The organism is Plantimonas leprariae, from assembly GCF_008802405.1.
Taxonomy (GTDB): Bacteria; Pseudomonadota; Alphaproteobacteria; order Rhizobiales; family Rhizobiaceae; genus Plantimonas; species Plantimonas leprariae.
Genome location: NZ_VZDO01000009.1, coordinates 124,260 through 143,649 on the forward strand (window position 1 = coordinate 124,260; position 19,390 = coordinate 143,649).

Annotated in this window: 20 protein-coding genes and 1 pseudogene; 15 read left to right on the forward strand and 6 right to left on the reverse strand. The window is 69.2% G+C overall.

Annotated features, from left to right (window positions below):
• Positions 1–68 precede the first annotated feature (68 nt).
• On the forward strand, positions 69–1,109 hold the full coding sequence (locus F6X38_RS12405) for an LLM class flavin-dependent oxidoreductase (RefSeq protein WP_150970143.1): 1,041 nt from the start codon (positions 69–71) through the stop codon (positions 1,107–1,109).
• Here F6X38_RS12405 and F6X38_RS12410 read toward each other — a convergent pair.
• Positions 1,058–2,257, reverse strand: a complete 1,200-nt coding sequence (locus F6X38_RS12410) for a glycosyltransferase family 4 protein (RefSeq protein WP_281353063.1) — start codon at positions 2,255–2,257, stop codon at positions 1,058–1,060. The genes F6X38_RS12405 and F6X38_RS12410 overlap by 52 nt on opposite strands.
• 773 nt (positions 2,258–3,030) lie before the next feature.
• Here F6X38_RS12410 and F6X38_RS12415 point away from each other — a divergent pair.
• Both F6X38_RS12415 and F6X38_RS12420 read left to right on the forward strand, forming a co-directional pair.
• Positions 3,031–3,669 carry a LysE family translocator gene (locus F6X38_RS12415; RefSeq protein WP_150970145.1) on the forward strand — a complete coding sequence of 213 codons (639 nt, stop codon included), beginning with the start codon at positions 3,031–3,033 and terminating at the stop codon, positions 3,667–3,669.
• A 32-nt stretch (positions 3,670–3,701) separates the two neighbouring features.
• Positions 3,702–4,307 (forward strand): annotated as a pseudogene (locus F6X38_RS12420) (LysE family translocator).
• Positions 4,308–4,326: 19 nt separating this feature from the next.
• Here F6X38_RS12420 and sthA read toward each other — a convergent pair.
• The 3 genes from sthA to F6X38_RS12435 form a co-directional block, all read right to left on the reverse strand.
• Entirely contained in the window at positions 4,327–5,769 is a 1,443-nt protein-coding gene (gene sthA / locus F6X38_RS12425) for a Si-specific NAD(P)(+) transhydrogenase (protein ID WP_150970146.1), read from the reverse strand.
• Between the two features lie 104 nt (positions 5,770–5,873).
• On the reverse strand, positions 5,874–6,140 hold the full coding sequence (locus F6X38_RS12430) for a hypothetical protein (protein WP_150970147.1): 267 nt from the start codon (positions 6,138–6,140) through the stop codon (positions 5,874–5,876).
• Between the two features lie 73 nt (positions 6,141–6,213).
• Positions 6,214–7,425 (reverse strand): adenylate/guanylate cyclase domain-containing protein, encoded by a 1,212-nt coding sequence (locus F6X38_RS12435; protein WP_150970148.1) that lies wholly within the window; start codon positions 7,423–7,425, stop codon positions 6,214–6,216.
• Positions 7,426–7,625: 200 nt separating this feature from the next.
• Between F6X38_RS12435 and F6X38_RS12440 the strand changes: the two genes are divergently transcribed.
• From F6X38_RS12440 to F6X38_RS12460, 5 genes are all read left to right on the forward strand, one after another.
• Positions 7,626–8,126: a MarR family winged helix-turn-helix transcriptional regulator gene (locus F6X38_RS12440; RefSeq protein WP_150970149.1), complete on the forward strand. Its 501-nt coding sequence runs from the start codon at positions 7,626–7,628 to the stop codon at positions 8,124–8,126.
• Between the two features lie 87 nt (positions 8,127–8,213).
• Positions 8,214–9,176 carry an aldose epimerase family protein gene (locus F6X38_RS12445; protein WP_150970150.1) on the forward strand — a complete coding sequence of 321 codons (963 nt, stop codon included), beginning with the start codon at positions 8,214–8,216 and terminating at the stop codon, positions 9,174–9,176.
• A 39-nt stretch (positions 9,177–9,215) separates the two neighbouring features.
• Positions 9,216–9,434: a BrnT family toxin gene (locus F6X38_RS12450; RefSeq protein WP_343033221.1), complete on the forward strand. Its 219-nt coding sequence runs from the start codon at positions 9,216–9,218 to the stop codon at positions 9,432–9,434.
• Positions 9,431–9,733: a BrnA antitoxin family protein gene (locus tag F6X38_RS12455; protein ID WP_150970152.1), complete on the forward strand. Its 303-nt coding sequence runs from the start codon at positions 9,431–9,433 to the stop codon at positions 9,731–9,733. Before F6X38_RS12450 ends, F6X38_RS12455 begins: the two co-directional genes overlap by 4 nt.
• 7 nt (positions 9,734–9,740) lie before the next feature.
• Positions 9,741–10,124 (forward strand): P-loop nucleotide/nucleoside kinase family protein, encoded by a 384-nt coding sequence (locus F6X38_RS12460; RefSeq protein ID WP_150970153.1) that lies wholly within the window; start codon positions 9,741–9,743, stop codon positions 10,122–10,124.
• A gap of 95 nt (positions 10,125–10,219) precedes the next feature.
• Here the strand turns inward: F6X38_RS12460 and F6X38_RS12465 are convergent, their stop codons facing one another.
• Positions 10,220–11,101: an SMP-30/gluconolactonase/LRE family protein gene (locus F6X38_RS12465; RefSeq protein WP_161992738.1), complete on the reverse strand. Its 882-nt coding sequence runs from the start codon at positions 11,099–11,101 to the stop codon at positions 10,220–10,222.
• A 164-nt stretch (positions 11,102–11,265) separates the two neighbouring features.
• Here F6X38_RS12465 and F6X38_RS12470 point away from each other — a divergent pair, with 164 nt between their 5' ends.
• The 7 genes from F6X38_RS12470 (at position 11,266) to F6X38_RS12495 (ending at position 18,326) form a co-directional block, all read left to right on the forward strand.
• Entirely contained in the window at positions 11,266–12,903 is a 1,638-nt protein-coding gene (locus F6X38_RS12470; protein WP_246191318.1) for an OpgD/OpgG family glucan biosynthesis protein, read from the forward strand.
• 92 nt (positions 12,904–12,995) lie between these two features.
• Complete coding sequence (locus F6X38_RS12475; protein ID WP_150970155.1) at positions 12,996–13,298, forward strand: hypothetical protein; 303 nt, start codon at positions 12,996–12,998, stop codon at positions 13,296–13,298.
• 109 nt (positions 13,299–13,407) lie between these two features.
• Complete coding sequence (gene mdoH, locus F6X38_RS12480; protein WP_246191319.1) at positions 13,408–15,213, forward strand: glucans biosynthesis glucosyltransferase MdoH; 1,806 nt, start codon at positions 13,408–13,410, stop codon at positions 15,211–15,213.
• A 182-nt stretch (positions 15,214–15,395) separates the two neighbouring features.
• Complete coding sequence (locus F6X38_RS12485; RefSeq protein WP_161992739.1) at positions 15,396–16,601, forward strand: OpgC family protein; 1,206 nt, start codon at positions 15,396–15,398, stop codon at positions 16,599–16,601.
• A gap of 37 nt (positions 16,602–16,638) precedes the next feature.
• Positions 16,639–17,991, forward strand: coding sequence for an L-lactate MFS transporter (locus F6X38_RS12490; RefSeq protein ID WP_150970158.1), 1,353 nt, complete (start codon positions 16,639–16,641; stop codon positions 17,989–17,991).
• Positions 17,992–18,001: 10 nt separating this feature from the next.
• Positions 18,002–18,124 carry an MFS transporter small subunit gene (locus F6X38_RS24115; RefSeq protein ID WP_281353064.1) on the forward strand — a complete coding sequence of 41 codons (123 nt, stop codon included), beginning with the start codon at positions 18,002–18,004 and terminating at the stop codon, positions 18,122–18,124.
• A 1-nt stretch (position 18,125) separates the two neighbouring features.
• Positions 18,126–18,326: a DUF3329 domain-containing protein gene (locus F6X38_RS12495; protein WP_150970159.1), complete on the forward strand. Its 201-nt coding sequence runs from the start codon at positions 18,126–18,128 to the stop codon at positions 18,324–18,326.
• 2 nt (positions 18,327–18,328) lie between these two features.
• On the opposite strand, the gene cobT is transcribed toward F6X38_RS12495, so the two are convergent.
• A complete protein-coding gene (gene cobT, locus F6X38_RS12500) occupies positions 18,329–19,345 on the reverse strand; it encodes a nicotinate-nucleotide--dimethylbenzimidazole phosphoribosyltransferase (RefSeq protein ID WP_150970160.1) in 1,017 nt (338 codons plus the stop codon).
• Between the last annotated feature and the right edge of the window lie 45 nt (positions 19,346–19,390).

Consider the following 19,390-nt stretch of genomic DNA (forward strand, 5'->3'; position numbering starts at 1 on the left):
GCCTTGCACAGCTCCTCGATACCGCCGACATCGCGCTCCGACCCAAACACCCGGCGGAGACGACCGCGATGACCGGCACAATCGAACTCGGCCTCGACACGTTCGGCGACGTGACGCGCAGCGCCGGCGGCGAACTGCTTTCACATGCTGAGGTGGTGCGGAACGTCGTCGCGGAGGCCACCCTCGCCGACGCGGTCGGCCTCGACTTCTTCGGAGTCGGCGAGCATCACCGCGAGGACTTCGCCGTTTCCGCGCCGGAGGTGGTGCTGGCCGCGATCGCGGCCCGGACGACGCGCATCCGCCTCGGCTCGGCGGTGACGGTCCTGTCCTCGGACGACCCGATCCGGGTGTTCCAGCGCTTCGCGACGCTGGACGCGGTGTCGAACGGGCGCGCGGAGGTCATCCTCGGGCGCGGCTCCTTCACCGAATCCTTTCCGCTGTTCGGCTTCGAGCTCCGCGACTACGAGACGCTGTTCGAGGAGAAGCTCGACCTCTTCACGGCGCTGCGCACCGGCGAAGCGGTGACGTGGGAAGGGCGGACGCGCCCGCCGCTCCACGAGCAGCGCGTCTTCCCGCCGATCGAGGACGGCCGCCGGCTGACCACCTGGATCGGCGTCGGCGGCTCGCCGGAATCGGTGGTGCGCGCGGCGCGGCACGACCTGCCGATGATGCTCGCGATCATCGGCGGCAGCCCGGCGCGCTTCCGCCCCTATGTCGACCTCTACCGCCGCGCCGCGGCGGAGTTCGGCCATGGCGTGCAGCCGATCGGCGTCCATTCGCCGGGCTACGTCGCCGACACCGACGAGGCGGCGAGGGCCGAGTTCTTCGACGACTACCGGCAGATGCATGCGCGGATCGGGCGCGAGCGGGGCTGGCCGCCGCTGCAACGCAGCGATTTCGAGCGCGAGGCGGACCACGGCTCGCTCTATATCGGCTCGCCCGAAACGGTGGCGACGAAGATCGCCGCGACGGTGAAGACGCTCGGCGCGGCGCGCTTCGACCTGAAGTATTCCGCCGGCCCCCTGCCGCACGAACGACTCATGCGCTGCATCGAGCTCTACGGCACCAAGGTCGCGCCGCTGGTGCGCGAGATGGTGGCCGCCGGCTGAGGCGGCTGCCCGAGCAGGCGGCGGTAGAGGGCTTCCACGATCGCCGCGACGTGGTCTTCGGTGAAACCCTCGCGAACGCGCCGCGCGGCGGCGTCGCCCATCGCACCGGCGAGCGGCCGGTCGGCGGCGAGCTGGGCGAAGGCCGCCGCCAGCGCTTCCGGGTCGCCCGGCGGCACGAGCAGACCGTCCTTCCCATCCCGCACCAGAGCCGTGCAGCCCGGCACCATGGTCGCGACGATTGGCCGGCCGCAGCAGGCGGCTTCCAGCAGGGCGCGGGGCAGCCCCTCCCCCCCGCGCGACGGCAGGCAGGCGACGTGGTGCTCGCGCCAGACGCCGGCGACGTCGGAAGTGGGCCCATGCCATTCTATCCCGTCCTCCGTGCCCCAGCGACGAAGATCGGCTTCGGGGATGGCGCGTGGATTGGCCGGGTCCGGCGCGCCGTAGAGCGACAGCGTCACGTCGGCGCCACCCCGGCGCGCGCGCCGCACCGCTTCCACCGCGACGTCGACCCCCTTCGACCAGAGCATGCGCGAGACGAGCGCGACGCGTAGGGTCCGCCCGGCCGGCAGCGGGGTCTGCGGATAGGCGGCGGGATCGACCCCCGCGCCCGGCACGAAGACCGCGTCCGGCATCGTCCGGTCGAGGCCGAGCCAGCGCGCGTCCTCCTCGTTCTCGAACAGGAAGGCCGCGCCTTTCGGCGCGAAGGTCCGGCGGAGGAGGTGCCGGAACAGCCTGCGCGCCAGCCGGCCGCGCCAACCCTCGTCCGCTCCGACGACGCCGAGGCCGGTGATCGCCTGCACGGTCGGCCCGCCGCCCGAAAGCCGCCGGGCGAGACCGCCGAGGAGCACGGCCCGCAGCGAGATCGCGTGGACGATCGCGGGCTGCTCCGCGCGAAGGAGCCGAAGCGTGCGGAGAAACGCGCGGAGCGGTCCGAGCAGCCAGCCCCCGCCGCGCTCCATGTCGAGCGGGACCGTGCGCGCCCCGGCCGCCTCGATCCGGTCCCGATGCCGGGCGAACCGCGCCGCGACCACGACGTCGAGGCCGGCATCGCGTCCCGCGCGCACCATCGGCAGGAAGTGCGAGGCGAAGAACCAGTCCTCGGTCGCGAGGAAGACGAGTTTGGGTTTGGAAGGGCTTGCGTCCGGCACGGGAGGTCGCGGCGAGGATCGATGCGGCGCTTCTAACCGGTGAACCGCTTCGCCGCGAGCGGATTCCATCCGATATGCCGCTATCCCCTCAGCAAGTGCGCGCTGTTCTTCTCCCCGCGGGAAAGAAGAAAGCTGCTTCCATGTCTTCGCATCTATGGACATGCGTCCGCGACCTCGCGCCTTCGTGGCCGAGTTGAGCTTGTGGTTTGTTGCCGCTGGTCGAGAGCGGCGGGCGCCGAAGGCAGAGCCTTCCGACGTAGTGCATTCGTCAAGCGGCCTGCCTTCGGCGCCCGCGCGGGTGTCTCGCAACGCTTGCCGCCGGCTGCCCCGCCGGCGTCCCCATGACCTTCGGCGAGGTGGCTCACCTCGCCTCAAGGGCGTGATCCGAACATTGTCCTCGGCTACACAGCCGTTCGGGTTCCTCGGCTTGCTCCCGGACCCATTTGCATGGGACCGGCCATGGTTCGCGCTGCCCGGACCCGCCGTCGCTCCGGAAGCGACCGCCGATCCGGACCCGCCCGCCACCCCACCGAACGATCCCGGTGATCATTCGCGCTCACTCGACGGGGCGACGGTCAGCGAAGGTTACGCGAAGGGGCGAGAGCGGGGATAAGTTTTCGGCTTGACGGCAGACCAGCGAACGTCGCCGATCCTTCGCAGACACAAACCATATCCGGATCGGTCGCTTGAAGCCGATACCCGATCCGGCCTTGAAGAGACTTGCGTTTCGTCCATCGGGATGGATTGCTTCGGTTGCCAACCGGAGAACCGTCATGTCGCTTGAGCATTGGCTAGCCTTCGTCGCAGCATCCGCCGTCCTCCTCGCGATCCCCGGCCCGACGATCCTGCTCGTCATCTCCTATGCGCTCGGCCACGGGCGTAGCGTCGCGAGTTCGACGGTCGCGGGCGTGGCGCTCGGCGACTTCACGGCGATGACGGGCTCCATGCTCGGACTGGGAGCGCTGCTGGCAACGTCGGCCGCGTTGTTCACCGCCATGAAATGGATCGGGGCGGCTTATCTCGTCTATCTCGGCATCAGGCTCTGGCGTACGCCGGTCGGGACGAGCGAAGTGGATTCTGCCGCTACGGACCCGGTAAGGGAGCGGCCCTTCCGCATCTTCCTCCACACCTACGTCGTCACGGCGCTGAATCCGAAGAGCATCATCTTCTTCGTCGCCTTCCTGCCACAGTTCCTCGACACCTCGCAGCCCCTGTTCGCACAGATGGCGATCTTCGAGGTGACGTTCCTAGTTCTCGCGACGCTGAACGCGACCCTCTACGGACTGCTGGCTTCGATAGCCCGGACGACGATCCGTCGCCCGGGCGTCCAGCGTGCGGTCAACCGGACCGGCGGATCATTGATGATCGGAGCGGGCGTGCTGGCGGTCGGCTGGCGGCGCGCGAACGCCTGAACGCTTGAACGCCTGAAGGCAACAACGCAGCCATGGACATTTCCGCGCTTCTCGCCTTCGCGGCGGCCTTCTTCGTGTTCGCCGCCAGCCCCGGCCCGGACAACGTGACGATCGTCACACGCGCCCTTTCGCATCGACCGACCTCGGGCATTGCCTACGGCGCGGGCACAGTCGTCGTCACCCTCCTGTTCCTGATCTTTGCCGCCTTCGGCTTGTCCGTCGTGGCGGCGGAGATGGGCGGCGTCATGACGCTGCTGCGCTAAGGCGGCGCGGCCTACCTGATCTGGATGGGCATCCGGCTCTGGACGGCCGAGCCGATCGAGCCCGGCGCGACCGCGCGGCGCGGCCTTCTGCCCATATTCGCGACGGGCGTCGCGCCGAACCTCGGCAATCCGAAGATGCTGCTGTTCTACGTCGCTCTCCTGCCCAACATCGTCGGACCTTCGCTCAAATGCGAAGACGTCGGCATCCTCGCCGCCGTCATCCTGGCGGTCGAGGCGGTGGTGATCGGGGGGCATGTCCTGCTGGCAACGCGAGCACGGCGCTTCCTGCGCTCGCCGAAGATCATGCGCCGCGTCAAACGGACGGCGGGCGGGGTGATGGTCGGCGCAGGCGTCGTGGTCGTGTCGGCCCGTTGAGACCTCCGCGCGTTTTTCCCTACTCCGCCGCTTCCTGCATGCCGGGCGTCTCCGGCGCGGCGACGGAGGGGGCGAAGGCGCGGTTCCAGGCGTCGAGGGCGGCGATCTTGTAGGCTTCCGCCAGGGTCGGATAGTTGAAGGTCGACTCCATGAAGTAGTCGATCGTGCCCTTCAGGGCCATCACCGCCTGGCCAATGTGGATGAGTTCCGTCGCGCCCTCGCCGATGATGTGGACGCCGAGCACCCGGCGCGTCTTCTTCGAGAAGATCATCTTCATCATGCCGGTCTGCAGGCCCATGATGTGACCACGCGAGGTTTCGCGGAAGCGCGCGATGCCGCATTCGTAGGGGATCTGCCGCTTCTTCACGTCCTCCTCGCTCATGCCGACCGTCGACATCTCCGGCACGGCGTAGATGCCGTAGGGGAAGTGGTCCGGCAGCGGCGTCGGCTCCAGGCCGAAGGCGTGGCAGGCGGCGAAGCGGCCCTGTTCCATCGAGGTCGAGGCGAGGCTCGGGAAGCCGATCACGTCGCCGGCGGCGTAGATGTGCGGCACCGCCGTCTGCAGCGTCTTCGGATCGACCGTGAGGCGGCCGCGATTGTCGGTCTCGAGGCCGGCCTTGTCGAGGTCGAGCCCGTCGGTCGAGCCCATGCGGCCGGCGGCGTAGAGGAGGACGTCGCTGGTGACGTCGCGGCCGCTCGCGATGCGGCAGACCGGCCGGCCGGCATGGTCGAACTCCACCGCCGTCACCTCCGCGCCGAGCCGGAGCGAGACGTTGCGGTCGCGCAGTTCGTGCACGAACTCCTCGATCATCTCGCGGTCGATGAAGTCGAGGAAGGTCGCGCGCGGCTCGACCAGCGTGACGGCGATCTCGAGCGCGGAGAAGATCGTGGCGTATTCGACGCCGATGACGCCCGCCCCGACCACGGTCATCGAGCGCGGCAGCGTTTCGAGCTTCAGGATCTCGTCGGAGTCGATGACGGTCCTGCCGTCGAACGGGATGTTGGCGGGCCGGTGCGGGCGCGTGCCGCAGGCGATCACGAAGCGGTCGGCCTCGAAATGCTCGGGCTCCGCACCGCCGCCGCGGGTGACGACGATATGGTTCGGGTCGAGGAAGCGCGCCTCGCCGGTCAGCGTCGCGACGCGGTTGCGGGCGAACTGGTGGTCGAGGACGTCGACCTCGTGTTCGAGGATCTTCGAGCCGCGCACCCGGAGGTCGGCGGCGGAGATGTCCTTCTTCACCCGGTAGGCCGAACCGTAGAAGCCGCGCTCGCGCCAGCCGGTGAGGTTGAGGACGGTCTCGCGCAGCGACTTCGAGGGGATCGTGCCGGTGTGGACGGAGACGCCGCCGACGCGCTCGCGCTTCTCGACGACGAGCACCGTCTTGCCGAGCTTAGCCGCCTGCACCGCCGCCCGGCGGCCGGACGGACCGCTGCCGATCACGATCAGGTCGAAACGGGTCATCGTCTGGCTCCGGAATGCGATAGGGCGACAATCGCACGAAGAGTTTAAGGATTTAAGGCATCGCCGTTAACGCTTTCGAAAGCAAGCGCTTGGCGGCGGCACCCTCACGAGGTCGCGTCGCGCATCGCGTCCCGCTCGGCGGCCGTCTCGTCGACCCCCTCGACGGAGCCCTGCCGCGGCCCTTCGCCGCCCACCGCCTCGCGGTCGACGCCGCCGGCGCGCCCGAGGCTGTCGGGCGTCTCACCGGCGCCGGGGGCTTCGGCCTCGCCGACGCGGGCGGGCTTCGGATCGCCCTTCGCGTCGTCGCCGAGGACGGACAGGTCGGCGTCGAGTTCGGCGTCGCGCAGCCGGTTCTTGTTGGTGTCGGACATGGGTGGCGCCCTTCCCTGCTGGTTCGAAAGGACAAGGCGCGAGGCGGCGGGGCGTTCCCGGCGCGCTCCCGTGTCAGAGCAGCGCGGGGTCCAGCGTGAAGAGCTCCTGCGACCGGCCGACGCCGCGCAGCGCGAAACGGCCGACCGAGACGAGACGCCCCTGCTCCTCCGGCGCGAGGGCGGCGCGGAACTCGTCCGAGGCGACCATCAGCCGGTCTACCGAGCGGCACATGGCGCCGATGCGCGAGACCTCGTTCACGCTCGGGCCGACGACGGTGAAGTCCAGCCGGTCGTCGGAGCCGATGTTGCCGTAGAAGGCCTCGCCGATGTGGAGGCCGATATAGATCGAGGTGACCGGCCGCCCTTCCTCGCGCCGGCGCGCGTCGATCGCGCTCGTGCGGGCGCGAAGGTCCCGCTCGGCGGCGAGCGCGGCGGCGGTCGCCTTCGCCTGGTCGTCGAAGTTGAAGATCGCGAGGATGCCGTCGCCGATCAGCTTCAGGACGTCGCCGCCCGCGCCGTGGATCGCCTCGATCGCCGCGCCCGAATAGTCGTTAAGGAGCGGAATGATTTCCTCCGGGTCGGCCGTGTCGGTGATGGTGGTGAAGGAGCGGAGGTCCGAGAACCAGAGGACGGTGCGGATCCGCTCCGCGACGCCGCGCGCGATGCGGCCCTTCAGGACACGCTCGCGCGCGTCGCGGCCGAGATAGACCTCGACCAGCGTGGTCGCGATGCGGGCGAGCGAGGCGCATTTGATCGCGACGGAAAGCTTCGGCACCAGCGCGCGCACGACCGCGAGGTCCTCGTCCGAGAACCCGTCCGGGGCGCGCGTGCATATCTGGCAGAAGATGCCGTCGAGGTCGCCGATCACGCCTTCCGCCCCGAAGGGCTGCATGAAGATCAGGTAGTCGCTGCACCCCTCTTCCACGAGTTCCGGCATCAGGTTGTAGTCAGCCGGATCGCCGGCATGGAAGCGGCGGCGCAGCTCGGTCTCGCCGGTATGGTAGAGCCGGTAGAAGGCGCTCGTTTCCCAGCGCTCGCGCGCCTCGCCCTCGTCGGTGCGGCCGTAGGTCATCTCGCCGTCCTCCTCGACGCCGTCGTTGCGCCAGCGGAAGGCGCGCCCCTCGTAGACGGGATGCAGCGTGTCGACGATGAACAGCACCCGCCAGAGCGGCAGGCCGTGCCGGACGGCGGCTTCGGAGAAGGCCCGCAGGAGCGCGAGTTCCCCGTCGCCGGCGAGGGAGCGCTCGGTGATCAGCGCATCGATCTCCGCGACCGCCTTCAGCATGGCGCTTCCCGGGAAACGCCGAGGGCGAGGGTCGGGCAGCGCGAGGCGCGGCTTGTCGTGCGACAATGGGACAAATGAAAAAATTCCTTTGGCGCCGTGGGATATATCGCAGTTAAGCCTCTTGTCGCCGCCGGGGATGCTAGCTGAGCGCAAACAGGATGTCCCGGGGTGGAGAACGCCTCTTTGCTGGCGCAAACCGCATGAGTACTGCCGAGACGGAAGACGACGCGGCGGAAGCGGAAGGGAACGACAAGGCGACGGCGGGCACGCAATCCGAACTCGTGCCGGTGCTCCTCTCGATCTCGAAGTCGAGCCGCGCCTTCCTGACGCTCCTCCTCGCCGAAATCGGCCTGCATCCCGGACAGGACCAGCTTCTCAGGAGCCTCGGGCCCGGCGACACGGTGAGCGTTTCTGTGCTGGCCGAGCAGCTCGCCGTCCGTCCGTCGACCGTGTCGAAAATGCTCGACCGGCTGATCGAGCGCAACCTCGTCAGGCGCGCGTCGAGCAACCAGGACGCCCGCCGCACCATGGTGGCGCTGACGCCGGCCGGCGTCGAGGCGCGGGACGCGGTGCAGGACGTCTGGAACCGGCTCGAAGCGGAACTGAAGCCCTCGTTCGGCGAGGCCGAGTTCGAGGCGCAGATGCGCGTCCTCGAGAAGATCGACGCGATCCTCGCCGCGCGGCTGCGCCGGCTGCGCTGAGGCCGCCCGCGATCCGACGCAAGGCGCGGATTGACTTGGGCGCGGCGGACCCTCCCTTCTTCCCGGTCCGCAACGAAAAGGTCCGGCATGAGCGCCAGCGTCATCAGGCTCCAGAGTTCCCAGCTCCTCGTCGAAATCCTGCCGGTCGGCGCATCCGTGCGCTCCGTCCGCTTCGACGGCCTCGGCTTCCCGCTCGTGGTCGGTCTGGAGGACCGCGACCTCTACGGCCCGCGCAACAAGCCGTTCTTCGGCGCGACGATCGGGCGGAACGCCAACCGGATCGCGGGCGGCCGCCTGCCGATCGAGGGGGTCGACTACCAGCTTTCGCTCAACGAGCCGCCGAACCACCTGCACGGTGGCACGAACGGCGCCTGGTCGCGCGAATGGGAGGTCGAGAACGTCTCCTCCACCGACGCGACGCTGACGCTGCACCTCGCCGACGGCGAGGACGGCTATCCGGGCGCAGCCGATCTCACCGCGATCTTCGCGGCCGAGGACGACATGCTGACGATCGTCTACGAGGCGACCGTCACCCGGACGAGCGCCGTCAACATGACGTCGCATCTCTACTTCAACCTGTCGGGCGAGCCCGACACGCGCGATCATTGCCTGGAGATCGCGGCCGACCGCTACCTTCCCGTCGGCGAGACGCTGATCCCGACCGGCGAGGCCGTCGCGGTCGAGGGCACGCCCTTCGACTTCCGCAACGGCCGGGTGATGCGCAACGGACCGGACCTTCTCGACCACAACTTCTGCCTCGCGCGCGAGCGGGTCTGGACGCCGCGGCCGGCGGCGCGGCTCTTCTGCGAGACGAGCGGCGTCGCGGTGGAGATCGCCACCACCGAATGCGGGCTGCAGACCTACGACGGCTCCTATCTCGACGGCAGCTTCCGAGGGCTCGGCGGCCGGCCGATCGGCAAATACGGCGCGATCGCGATCGAGCCGCAGAACTGGCCCGACGCGCCGAACCACCCGGACTTCCCGTCCTCGTTGCTCCACCCCGGCGAGCGCTACCGGCACGAGAGCGTCTACCGCTTCACCCGGGGGTAGACGGCCGAGGTGAGGATCGTTTGGGACGAGCCGAAGCGGATGCGAAACATCCGCAACCACGAAGGGCTGGACTTCGCGGACCTCAGTCCCGATTTCTTCCAAAGTTCCATCGTCGTTGCGGCGAAGCGCGGCAGACTGAAAGCGATCGGACCTTTCGGCGACACGCTTCTGTCCGTGATCTTCACGCCGCTCGGCGCGGAAGCGGTCTCGGTCATCTCCATGCGACGCGCCAGCCGCAACGAAAGGAGGCTCCTATGACAACAGCTCGCGCTTTCCGGCCTCTGACCGACGCCGAGGAGGCACGCATCCAGGAAGGCATCCGTCGCGATCCCGACAACCCGGAATGGACGAAGGAGGACTTCGCGAACGCCAAGCCGTTCGCGGAGGTGTTCCCGGAGCTCGCCGCGAGCATCGAGCGCGAGCGGCGGGGAACGTCCGTCCGCCTCGACCCCGACATCGTGGAGAAGTTCCGGCGCACCGGCGAGGGCTGGGAGGCCCGGGTGAACGAGGTGTTGCGGAAGGCCGAGATCGAGGAGCCGGCCGACGGGACGCGCTGACCGATCGGTGGCGACGGCGCGCCTGATCCACGGCTTCATCGGCGCCGGCAAGACGACGCTGGCGCGGCGGCTGGAAGCGGAGACGGGGGCGATCCGCTTCACCCACGACGAATGGATGCGGCGACTCTACGGCCGCGATCCGCCCGAGGCGACGTTCGCCGAAAGCTTCCGCCGGGTCGCCGACCTCATGGAAGAGGTGTGGACGCGTTGCCTCTCGGCGGGCGCCGACGTGGTGCTGGATTCCGGCTTATGGCAGCGAACCGAGCGCGACCGCGTGCGCGGGATCGTGCGGCGCCTCGGGGCAGAGTGCCGGCTCTACGCGTCGCCTGCCCCGACGAGACCGCCTGGCGGCGCATTGAGGCACGCAATGCCGGACCCGACCACGGTCTGACGATCGTGCGGAACACCTTCGATACGCTGAGAGGACGCTTCGAGCCGCTCGAACCCGACGAAGAGCGCATCGAGATCGCGAACGGCTGACCGGTTTCACCCCAGCAGCACCGGCGGGTCGAGGCGGCCGCGGCAGCCGGCTTCGATTATGTGCGTGCGACCCGAATCGGCATGCAGCAGCAGTTGCGCGGCGTTCAGTTCGTCGCGCGCCGTCGCGATGGCAAGCGACGCGAGGTCCTCGCCGCAGAAGGCCGGGCAGGTCGTGTTGGGAGCGCCCGTCTCGATCCGCCCGATCGTCCGGCCCTCCCGGTCGATGACGTCGACCCGGGCGCCGCCCCAGCGCGCCGAATAGAGGAGGCCGTCCCGGTCGAGCACCGCGCCGTCCGGCCCGCTCGGGTCGTCCTCGCCGGCCTGATGGAAGAGTTCGGGCTCGGCCACCGGCAGCCCGGTCGAAGGGTCGAGGGCGACCTTCCAGATCTTGCCCGTCGGCGTGTCGGAGAAGTGAGCGTAGGAGCCGTCCTCGGCGAAGCAGATCGCGTTGCCGACGGTGAGGTTCGGATAGAGCGTGCGGACCTCGCCCTTGAAGAACCAGTAGATCGAGCCGGCCCCTTCCGTCTTGTCGAGCGCCATGGTCGAGCACCAGAAGGCGCCGCAAGGATGGGTGCGGCCGTCGTTGGAGCGCAGGTCCGGCCGGTCCGCCTCGATCGCGGCGAGGACTTCCAGCCCCCCGGTCGCGCGGTTCCGAAGCCAGAGGCCGGATTGGGCGAAGATCATCTCCGACGCCGCGTCCACCGCCGCGCCGGCCGAGGTCATCTCCGGCAGCTCGGCGACCGAAACGCCGCCCGTGGCGAAATCGTACTCGACGCGCCGCTTTCCGTTGATGTCGAACCAGCGCAGCTGCCGGGTGACAGGATCGACGGCCGCGCCCTCGCCGAGTTCCGACCGGTGGTCGTGGAGGATCGTCGCCCGTCGCTGCATCGCATTCCCGTCCCGCATCTGCGGGAATTCAACGCGCAAACGGCCGGGCCGTTCATCGTCCAGTCAGCTTCCGTCGGGCATAGAGGCCGCGGGATGTGGCGCATGCTTTCGCATGTGCTAAATCCACTGAGCAGGTGCAAAAAGGACGGACTCCTTCCTCGGTGATGAAAAGCGTAGAGTATTCCCGCAGGTCGGCCCTGAAGACCGGCGCCGCCGCCATGGCCCTGGCGCTGTCGGGGCGGCTTGCCGCCGCGCAGGACCAGCCGCAGCCGGCCGACCCGGCGCCCGCCGCCGCGCCGGGAGCGGTTCCGGGCGCAGCCGCCGGCGCCGACGGCACGGTGGTGGAGAACTTCGACTTCGACGCGTTCTCGGCCGCGATGCGCCAGCGCTCGACGCAGCCCTTCGTCGAGAACCCGATCCAGCTTCCCGAGGTGCTGACGAAGCTCACCTACGACGAGCACCGCGCCATCCGCTACATTCCCGACCACGCGCTGTGGCGGAACGACCCGATCAATTTCCAGCTCCAGCCCTTCTATCCGGGCGCGCTGGTGCGCGACACGACGCGCATCTTCGTCGGCGATGGCAAGCGCTTCCAGCTCCAGCAGTTCAACGGCTCGGACTTCGAGTACCGCGCGCCGCTCGACCCGTCGCGCTTCCAGAACCTCGTTCTGCCGGGCGTCGCCGGCTTCCGCCTCCACACGCTCCTCGAGCAGCCGGACTATTTCGACGAGCTCGTGACCTTCCTCGGCGCCTCCTACTTCCGCGCGCTCGGCCAGGGCACGCGCTACGGCCTGTCGGCGCGCGGCCTTGCCGTCAACACCGCGACGCAGACGCCGGAGGAGTTTCCGCGCTTCTCCGCCTTCTACGTTGTGAAACCCAATCCCGGCGAGAACGAGATCCGCCTCTTCGCCGAACTCGACAGCCCGAGCCTCACCGGCGCCTACGCCTTCACGATCCAGCCGGGCCCGCAGACGGTGATGGACGTGACGGCGCGGCTCTACTTCCGCAACGCCGTCGACCGCCTCGGCGTCGCGCCGCTGACCTCGATGTTCACCTTCGGCGAGAACGATCGCCGCCAGCGCGACGACTTCCGCCCCGAAGTCCACGACAACGACGGCCTCGCCATCCATCGCCGCAACGGCGAGCGGCTGTGGCGGCCGCTGCGCAACCCGGAAACGCTGGCGCTCTCGTATTTCCAGGAAGCGTCGCCCGTCGCGTTCGGCCTGCTCCAGCGCGACCGCGACTTCTCGCACTACGAGGACACCGAGTCGCACTACGAGCTGCGCCCGTCCCTGATGATCGAGCCGATCGGCGACTGGGGCCGCGGCATGATCGAGCTGGTCGAGATTCCGACCAAGGCCGAGATCAACGACAACATCGTCGCCTTCTGGGTGCCGGAGAAGCGTCCCGAGGCCGGCGCGCAGTACGAGTTCCGCTACCGCATGCGCTGGGGTCTCGATGCCGAGGCGCCCTACACGCTCGCCACCGTCACCGGCACCTATGGCGGGCTCGGCGGCAATCCGGCCGACGAGAATCCCTCCGACACCCGCCGCTTCGTGATCAACTTCTCGGGCGGCACGATCGGCAATCTGCCGCTCGACGCCAAGCTCGATCCGATCGTCACCGTGCCGGACGGGGCGGAACTCGTCCATACCGGTCTCGACCGGCTGCCGGGCGGCGGCTGGCGGCTGTCGATCGAGCTTCGGCGCCGAAACGACACGCCGATCGAACTTTCGGCGAAACTCTCGATGATGCAGCGCATTGTCAGCGAAACATGGCTCTATCAGTGGACAGGCGCATGACCCGGACGCTTTCCACCTTGCCCGCGCGCCGCATTGCTGCGACGGCTTCCCCCGTGTTGCATAAGCTACAGGATCCGTTGCACCCGAGACCGATGCCGTCCGCGCCCGTCTACAAGTCCGCCGGAGAGATCGTCGGCCGGCGCGACCTCGCCGACGAGGTCGTGCTGAAAGCCGTGGCGGAGCGCCTCCAGTTCGAGAAGCGCGACGCCGGTCAGGCGCGGGTCGTGCTCGACGCGGCGCTCGCCGGCAAGCAGATCGCGGTCAACTTCGTGAGGAGCCTCGCGCTGCCGATGCCGTCCGCGCCGCTGGAGATGCCGGTGCAGCCGCTCCTCGCCGACCAGCCGCCGCAGAACCCGAAGGGCCGGCGCCGCTTCGCCTTCCTTCCCTGGTCGTAGCGCGCCCGCCGGCGGCCGCACCACAAGTTTCGCGTTCAACCGTCGACGGCGCAGCCGCCCGCCCGATATGGGCGGGATCGCGCGCCGCCCATCCGCAAAGGTCGCTCCCGTGATCGCCTTTCGCCGCTTCCTCTTCGCCGCGAGCGCAGTCGTCCTCGCCCTCATCGCTGGCGGGCTCTTCGCCCTGGTGGTGACGGCGAGCGGCACGAGCCGGCTGCAGGTGCTGCAGGTGACGCTGCTCACCGTCTGCTGCGTCTGGCTCGCCTGGGGCTTCAACACGGCGGTCACCGGCATCGTCGCGGCATCGCGCGAGCGAGCGCCCTCCGTACCGCTGCCTCTCAAGATGACGCTGAGCCGCACGGCCGTCCTGGTGCCGGTCTACAACGAGGACGCCGACTCGGTCTTCGCGCGGATCGCCGCGATGATGGAGGGCCTGCGCTCGATCGGCCGCCTGGAGACCTTCGACTTCTATGTCCTGTCGGACTCCACCAAGCCGGAGCACGTGGCGCACGAGAAGCGCTCGACCTTCACCCTCCTGTCGGAACTGAGGGTCGCCGGCCATCTCTACTACCGCAACCGCGAGAAGAACGTCGGGCGGAAAGCCGGCAACATCGCCGACTTCGTGACGAAGAACGGCGGCGCCTACGAATACATGCTGGTGCTCGACGCCGATTCGCTGATGCGCCCGCAGACCATCCTCGAGATGGTGACGCGGATGGACGCCGAGCCGGACCTCGGCCTCCTCCAGACGCAGCCCCTCATCATCGGCCGCCTGACGCCGTTCGGCCGGGCGCTGCAGTTCTCGGCGGCGCTCTATTCGCCGTTCTTCTCGCGCGGCATCGCCGCGCTGCAGGGCCGCGAGGGACCGTTCTGGGGCCACAACGCCATCGTCCGCGTCAAGGCTTTCGCCGACTGCTGCGGCATGCCGAGCCTGCCCGGGGTGGCGCCTTTCGGCGGCCACATCCTCAGCCACGACTTCGTCGAAGCGGCGCTGCTCGCGCGCGGCGGCTGGCGCGTCCGCCTCGACCCGGACCTCGAGGGCTCCTACGAGGAAGCGCCGGCCAACATCATCGAATACGCCAAGCGCGACCGCCGCTGGTGCCAGGGCAACCTGCAGCACGGCAAGCTGGTGCCCGCGCCCCGCTTCAACCTCTGGAGCCGGATCTCGATGATCACCGGGATCATGGCCTATGCCGCCTCGCCGATCTGGCTGATGTTCATCGTCGTCAGCCTGCTCGACCCGATCATCGCGGCCGACCCGAACTACTTCCCCGCCGACTCGCTGTTTCCGGTGTTTCCGACGCCCGAGACCGGCAAGGCGCTGCTGCTCCTGTTCGGCATCTTCCTGCTCTTGCTGCTGCCGAAGACGCTGATCGCCTTCGCCACCGCGCTTTCCGAGCGTCGCCGCGCCTTCGGCTCGACCGTGACGGTGCTGGCCTCGGCGACGGTGGAACTCGCGATGACCAGCGTGCTCGCACCGGTGATGATGATGTTCCAGTCGAAGACGGTCGCCGAGATCCTGATGCGCCTCGACGCCGGCTGGCCTTCCACCGACCGCGACGACGGCAAGCTGCCGCTCCTCGTCGCCTTCAAGGCGAGCTGGTGGATGGTGATCGCCGGCCTGATCCTGGCCGCCGCGACCCTCTCCTACTCGCCGGAACTGTTCCTGTGGATGCTGCCGATCGCCGGTCCGCTGCTGATCGCGCCCGTCCTGATCAGCCTCACCGGCGACCCGGCGCTCGGCCTTGCGCTGAAGCGGGTCGGCGTCCTCTCGACGCCGTTCGAGATCGCGCCGGAACCGGTGATCCGCGCCTCGGAAAGCTGGCGGCGTCGCTTGGAGGCGATCTCCGGCCGCCTCGCGGCGGCGGATGCCGGCGCGCCGGCGCCGGCGGGCGCGAAACCGCAACCGGCCTGATCGGTTTCCGCGGCCCGACCGATTACCGGCCCGATCGCTCGCCGCCGCGCGTCGAAAAGAAGCGGCGTCCCGCGGGAACGTCGGCGTTTCCCGGGCTTTTCCATTAGCCGCGACGGCACGCGCAACCGTCGTTCACGCACCATTCAGGCGCGTTTTCGTAGACCACTCCCGTGCCTGAGACCATGCAGCCCAAGCCCGAGCGGGACCACCGCGTCGACTTCTTCCGCGGCATCGCGCTGGCGATGATCTTCGTGAACCACGTGCCCGGCAACGTCTGGGAATCCTTCACGACGCGCAATTTCGGCTTCTCCGATTCGGCCGAGCTCTTCGTCTTCCTCGCCGGCTACGCCTCGACCTTCGCCTATGCCAAGCCCTTCCTCGCCGGTCATCGGCTCGTCGCGACGCTGAAGGCGTGGCGGCGGGCAGGCGTCCTCTACCTCGTCCACGCGACGCTGACGCTCTTCGCGGTCGGGCTGTTCGCCTGGGCGGCGATGACCTTCGGCAACGGCGAGTTCGTCCGCTTCAACGACATGCAGGCGCTGATGGACCGGCCGCTCGACACGCTGTTCGGCCTCGCCGTCATGGCGCACCAGCTTAAATTCGTGAACATCCTGCCGATGTACGTCGCGATGCTCGCGATGCTGCCGGCGCTGCTCTGGGCAGTGGAACGTTTCGGCCGGCGCGGCATGCTCCTCGCCTCCGCGCTGCTCTGGGCACTGGCGGCGAACTTCTGGCTGAACATCCCGAACCACCCCTATGACGGCGGCTGGTTCTTCGATCCCTTCGCCTGGCAGTTCATCTTCGCGATCGGCCTCTATTGCGGGCTCCTGCGCCGCGAGGGCCGGCAGGCCGTGCCCTATTCGAGGCGTCTCTACCGGGCGGCGCTGGGCTATCTCGCGCTGTCGCTGCTGTTCATCGACTTCGACCTTTTCGGCAAGGAGAAACTCATCGGCCTGCCGGACATGCTCGTCGGCTTCGACAAGACCTACGTCTCGCTGCCGCGCCTCGTCCACCTCCTGGCCCTCGTCTACGTCTTCGCCTACGCGCCGGCGGCATCCGTCTTCTCCCGCGTGTCCCGCGACAATCCCCTGACGCGCCTCGGCCGCCATTCGCTCCCCGTTTTCGCGACCGGCACCGCGCTGGCGCTGGTGATCCAGGTCGTGATGTTCCAGGAGGAGATGCACGTCCTGCGCGATACGGCGCTGATCGGCGGCGGTCTCCTGATCCAGTTCGCGCTCGCCGTCTATCTCGACTGGTGGGGCAAGGCGCAGCGGCTCGACCTGTCGGCCGCCGCCGCGCCGCGGCAAGCCCGGCCCGTGCGGCAATCCGGCGGAGCGATGCCGGCCCTCGCCCGGGCTGGCGCGGTTGTCAGCCCGGCGAAAAGCTGAAATCCTTGCACCGGATTCGTCGGGGAGGACGAGCGGAATGCAGAACGATGCTGGCGGCTGGCTGTCGCGGTCGCGAACCGTGGCGAGGCCGGGCTTCAACCGGTGGATGGTGCCGCCGGCGGCGCTGTGCGTCCATCTCTGCATCGGCCAGGCCTATGCCTTCTCGGTGTTCAACAAGCCGATGTCGCTCCTGATCGGCGGCGCCGAGCCGGCGCCCGGCGACTGGTCGATCCCCTCGCTCGGCTGGATCTTCTCGATCGCGATCGTGTTCCTCGGGCTCGCCGCCGCCTTCGGCGGGGCCTGGGTGGAGAAGGTCGGCCCGCGCCGGACCATGGCGACGGCCGCGGCCCTCTTCGGCGGCGGCTTCCTGGTCGCAGCGCTCGGCGTCCACCTGCACCAGCTCTGGATCGTCTATCTCGGCTACGGCGTCCTCGGCGGCTGCGGCCTGGGCCTCGGCTACATCTCGCCGGTGAAGACGCTGATGACCTGGTTCCCGGACCGGCCGGGCATGGCGACGGGCCTCGCGATCATGGGTTTCGGCGGCGGCGCCTTCATCGCCTCGCCGCTGTCGGTCTGGCTGATGGGGCAGGTCGGCGTCGCCGGCGCCTTCCTCGCGCTCGGCATCGTCTACTTCGTCTACATGATGGTCGGCGCGACGATCGTGCGCGTGCCGCCGGAGGGTTGGAGGCCGGCCGGCTGGACCACGCCCGTCCGCTCCACCGCCTCGATCACCACCGCGAACGTCCATGTCGACGAGGCGATCAAGACCCGGCAGTTCTGGCTGCTCTGGGGCGTCCTCTGCCTCAACGTCACCGCCGGTATCGGCGTCCTCGGCCAGGCCTCGCTGATGATCCAGGAGATGTTTCCCGGCACGATCACGCCGGCCGCGGCGGCGGGCTTCGTCGGGCTCCTCAGCCTGTTCAACATGGCGGGCCGGTTCTTCTGGGCCTCGACCTCCGACTATATCGGTCGGCGCGCCACCTACATGATCTTCTTCGCGCTCGGCCTCGCGCTCTACGCCTTCGTGCCGACCGCCGGTCGGATGGGCTCGGTGGCGCTGTTCATCGCCGCCTATGCGGTGATCCTGTCGATGTACGGCGGCGGCTTCGCGACGATCCCCGCCTATCTGCGCGACGTGTTCGGCGTGAAATATGTCGGCGCGATCCACGGCCGGCTGCTCACCGCCTGGTCGGTGGCGGGCGTCGCGGGACCGGTGCTCGTCAACTACATCCGGCAGTACCAGATCGATTCGGGCGTCGCGAAGGCGGACGCCTACACCGTCACCATGTACATTATGGCGGCGCTGCTGGCGGTCGGTCTCGTCCTGAATCTCATGATGCGGCCGGTGAGCGAACGCCACCACATGGCCGCCGACCCGCAGCCCGCCTGAGGAGCGCCCGATGCCCGAACAAGCCACCTCCTCCAGCCCTCTGAAGCTGGCCCTCGCCTGGGCCTTCGTCGGGCTTCCGCTGCTCTGGGGCGTCGTGATGACGCTGAAGAGCGCGCTGCCGCTGTTCGCCTGAGATGATCAGGACCAGCGAGCGCGACGCCGCCTTCTTCCGCCCGCTCTGGCGGCGCGTCGCAGTGGTGGCGATCCTCGCCGTCTGGACGGGCGTCGAGCTCGTCTACGGCGACCGGACCTGGGCGATCATCACCGGCGCGATCCTCGCCTATTCGCTCTGGGCGTTCTTCCTCAACTTCCCGCCGGAGAAGGCGGAGAAGTAGGATCAGCTCCGGTCGGAGACGCCGGCCGTCTCGAAGGTCGCCATGCCGGAATGGCAAGCGACCGCCGCCTTGACGATGCCGGCGGCGAGCGCCGCGCCGGTGCCCTCGCCGAGCCGCATGCCGAGCGCGAGCAGCGGCACCTTCCCCATCGCCTGCAGCGCCCGCATGTGGCCGGGCTCGGCCGAGACGTGCCCGAACAGGCAGTGGTCGAGCGACGTCGGGTCGAGCTTCCAGAGAACCGCGGCGGCGGCGGTCGCGACGTAGCCGTCGACGATGACGGGCACGCGCTGGAGGCGAGCGGCGAGGATCGCGCCGGCCATCGCGGCGAGTTCGCGGCCGCCGAGCCGGCGCAGCGCCTCCAAGGGGTCGCCGAGATGGTCGCGGTGAAGCGCGAGCGCCCGGTCCACCACGGCAGCCTTCAGCGCGAGGCCGGCCGCATCGACGCCGGTGCCGGCCCCCACCCAGTCCGCGCCCGTGCCGCCGAAGATCGCGGCGCAGAGCGCGGCGGCGATCGTGGTGTTGGCGATACCCATCTCGCCGAGGCACAGGAGGTCCGGCTCGCCGACCAGCGATTCCATGCCGAAGGCGACCGTCGCGGCGCATTCCTTCTCGTCCATCGCGGCCTGGGTGGAAATGTCGCCGGTCGGAACGTCGAGGCCGAGTTCGAAGACCTTCAGGCCAAGATCGTAGGCCGCGCAAATCTGGTTGATCGCGGCGCCCCCAGCGGCGAAGTTCGCCACCATCTGCGCCGTCACCTCCGCCGGAAAGGCCGAGACGCCCTGGCGCGCCACGCCGTGGTTGCCGGCGAAGACCGCGACGACGGGCCGCGTGACGGCCGGCGCGCGGCCTTGCCAGGCGGCCAGCCATTCGGCGATCTCCTCCAGCCGCCCAAGCGAGCCGGAGGGCTTCGTCAGCCGCTCCTGCCGATGCCGCGCCTCGTGGCGGGCGCCGGTGTCCGGACCCGGCATCTGCCGGACGAGAGCGCGGATGTCGTCGAAGGGCAGGCCGGTGGTGGACATGGGGATCAGCTTTCTTCCGGGCGGTTGCCGGAGGCTGTAAGGGAG

Bases quoted from the DNA above. Each gene is read 5' to 3' on its own strand.
- sthA (WP_150970146.1), bottom strand. From the start codon at position 5,769: ATGACCCGTTTCGACCTGATCGTGATCGGCAGCGGTCCGTCCGGCCGC.
- F6X38_RS24115 (WP_281353064.1), top strand. From the start codon at position 18,002: ATGCCCGAACAAGCCACCTCCTCCAGCCCTCTGAAGCTGGCCCTCGCC.
- F6X38_RS12435 (WP_150970148.1), bottom strand. From the start codon at position 7,425: ATGCTGAAGGCGGTCGCGGAGATCGATGCGCTGATCACCGAGCGCTCC.
- F6X38_RS12490 (WP_150970158.1), top strand. From the start codon at position 16,639: ATGCAGAACGATGCTGGCGGCTGGCTGTCGCGGTCGCGAACCGTGGCG.
- F6X38_RS12450 (WP_343033221.1), top strand. From the start codon at position 9,216: ATGCGAAACATCCGCAACCACGAAGGGCTGGACTTCGCGGACCTCAGT.
- cobT (WP_150970160.1), bottom strand. From the start codon at position 19,345: ATGTCCACCACCGGCCTGCCCTTCGACGACATCCGCGCTCTCGTCCGG.
- F6X38_RS12465 (WP_161992738.1), bottom strand. From the start codon at position 11,101: ATGCAGCGACGGGCGACGATCCTCCACGACCACCGGTCGGAACTCGGC.
- F6X38_RS12485 (WP_161992739.1), top strand. From the start codon at position 15,396: ATGCAGCCCAAGCCCGAGCGGGACCACCGCGTCGACTTCTTCCGCGGC.
- F6X38_RS12470 (WP_246191318.1), top strand. From the start codon at position 11,266: ATGAAAAGCGTAGAGTATTCCCGCAGGTCGGCCCTGAAGACCGGCGCC.
- F6X38_RS12440 (WP_150970149.1), top strand. From the start codon at position 7,626: ATGAGTACTGCCGAGACGGAAGACGACGCGGCGGAAGCGGAAGGGAAC.
- F6X38_RS12455 (WP_150970152.1), top strand. From the start codon at position 9,431: ATGACAACAGCTCGCGCTTTCCGGCCTCTGACCGACGCCGAGGAGGCA.
- F6X38_RS12415 (WP_150970145.1), top strand. From the start codon at position 3,031: ATGTCGCTTGAGCATTGGCTAGCCTTCGTCGCAGCATCCGCCGTCCTC.
- F6X38_RS12495 (WP_150970159.1), top strand. From the start codon at position 18,126: ATGATCAGGACCAGCGAGCGCGACGCCGCCTTCTTCCGCCCGCTCTGG.
- F6X38_RS12405 (WP_150970143.1), top strand. From the start codon at position 69: ATGACCGGCACAATCGAACTCGGCCTCGACACGTTCGGCGACGTGACG.
- F6X38_RS12430 (WP_150970147.1), bottom strand. From the start codon at position 6,140: ATGTCCGACACCAACAAGAACCGGCTGCGCGACGCCGAACTCGACGCC.
- F6X38_RS12445 (WP_150970150.1), top strand. From the start codon at position 8,214: ATGAGCGCCAGCGTCATCAGGCTCCAGAGTTCCCAGCTCCTCGTCGAA.
- F6X38_RS12475 (WP_150970155.1), top strand. From the start codon at position 12,996: ATGCCGTCCGCGCCCGTCTACAAGTCCGCCGGAGAGATCGTCGGCCGG.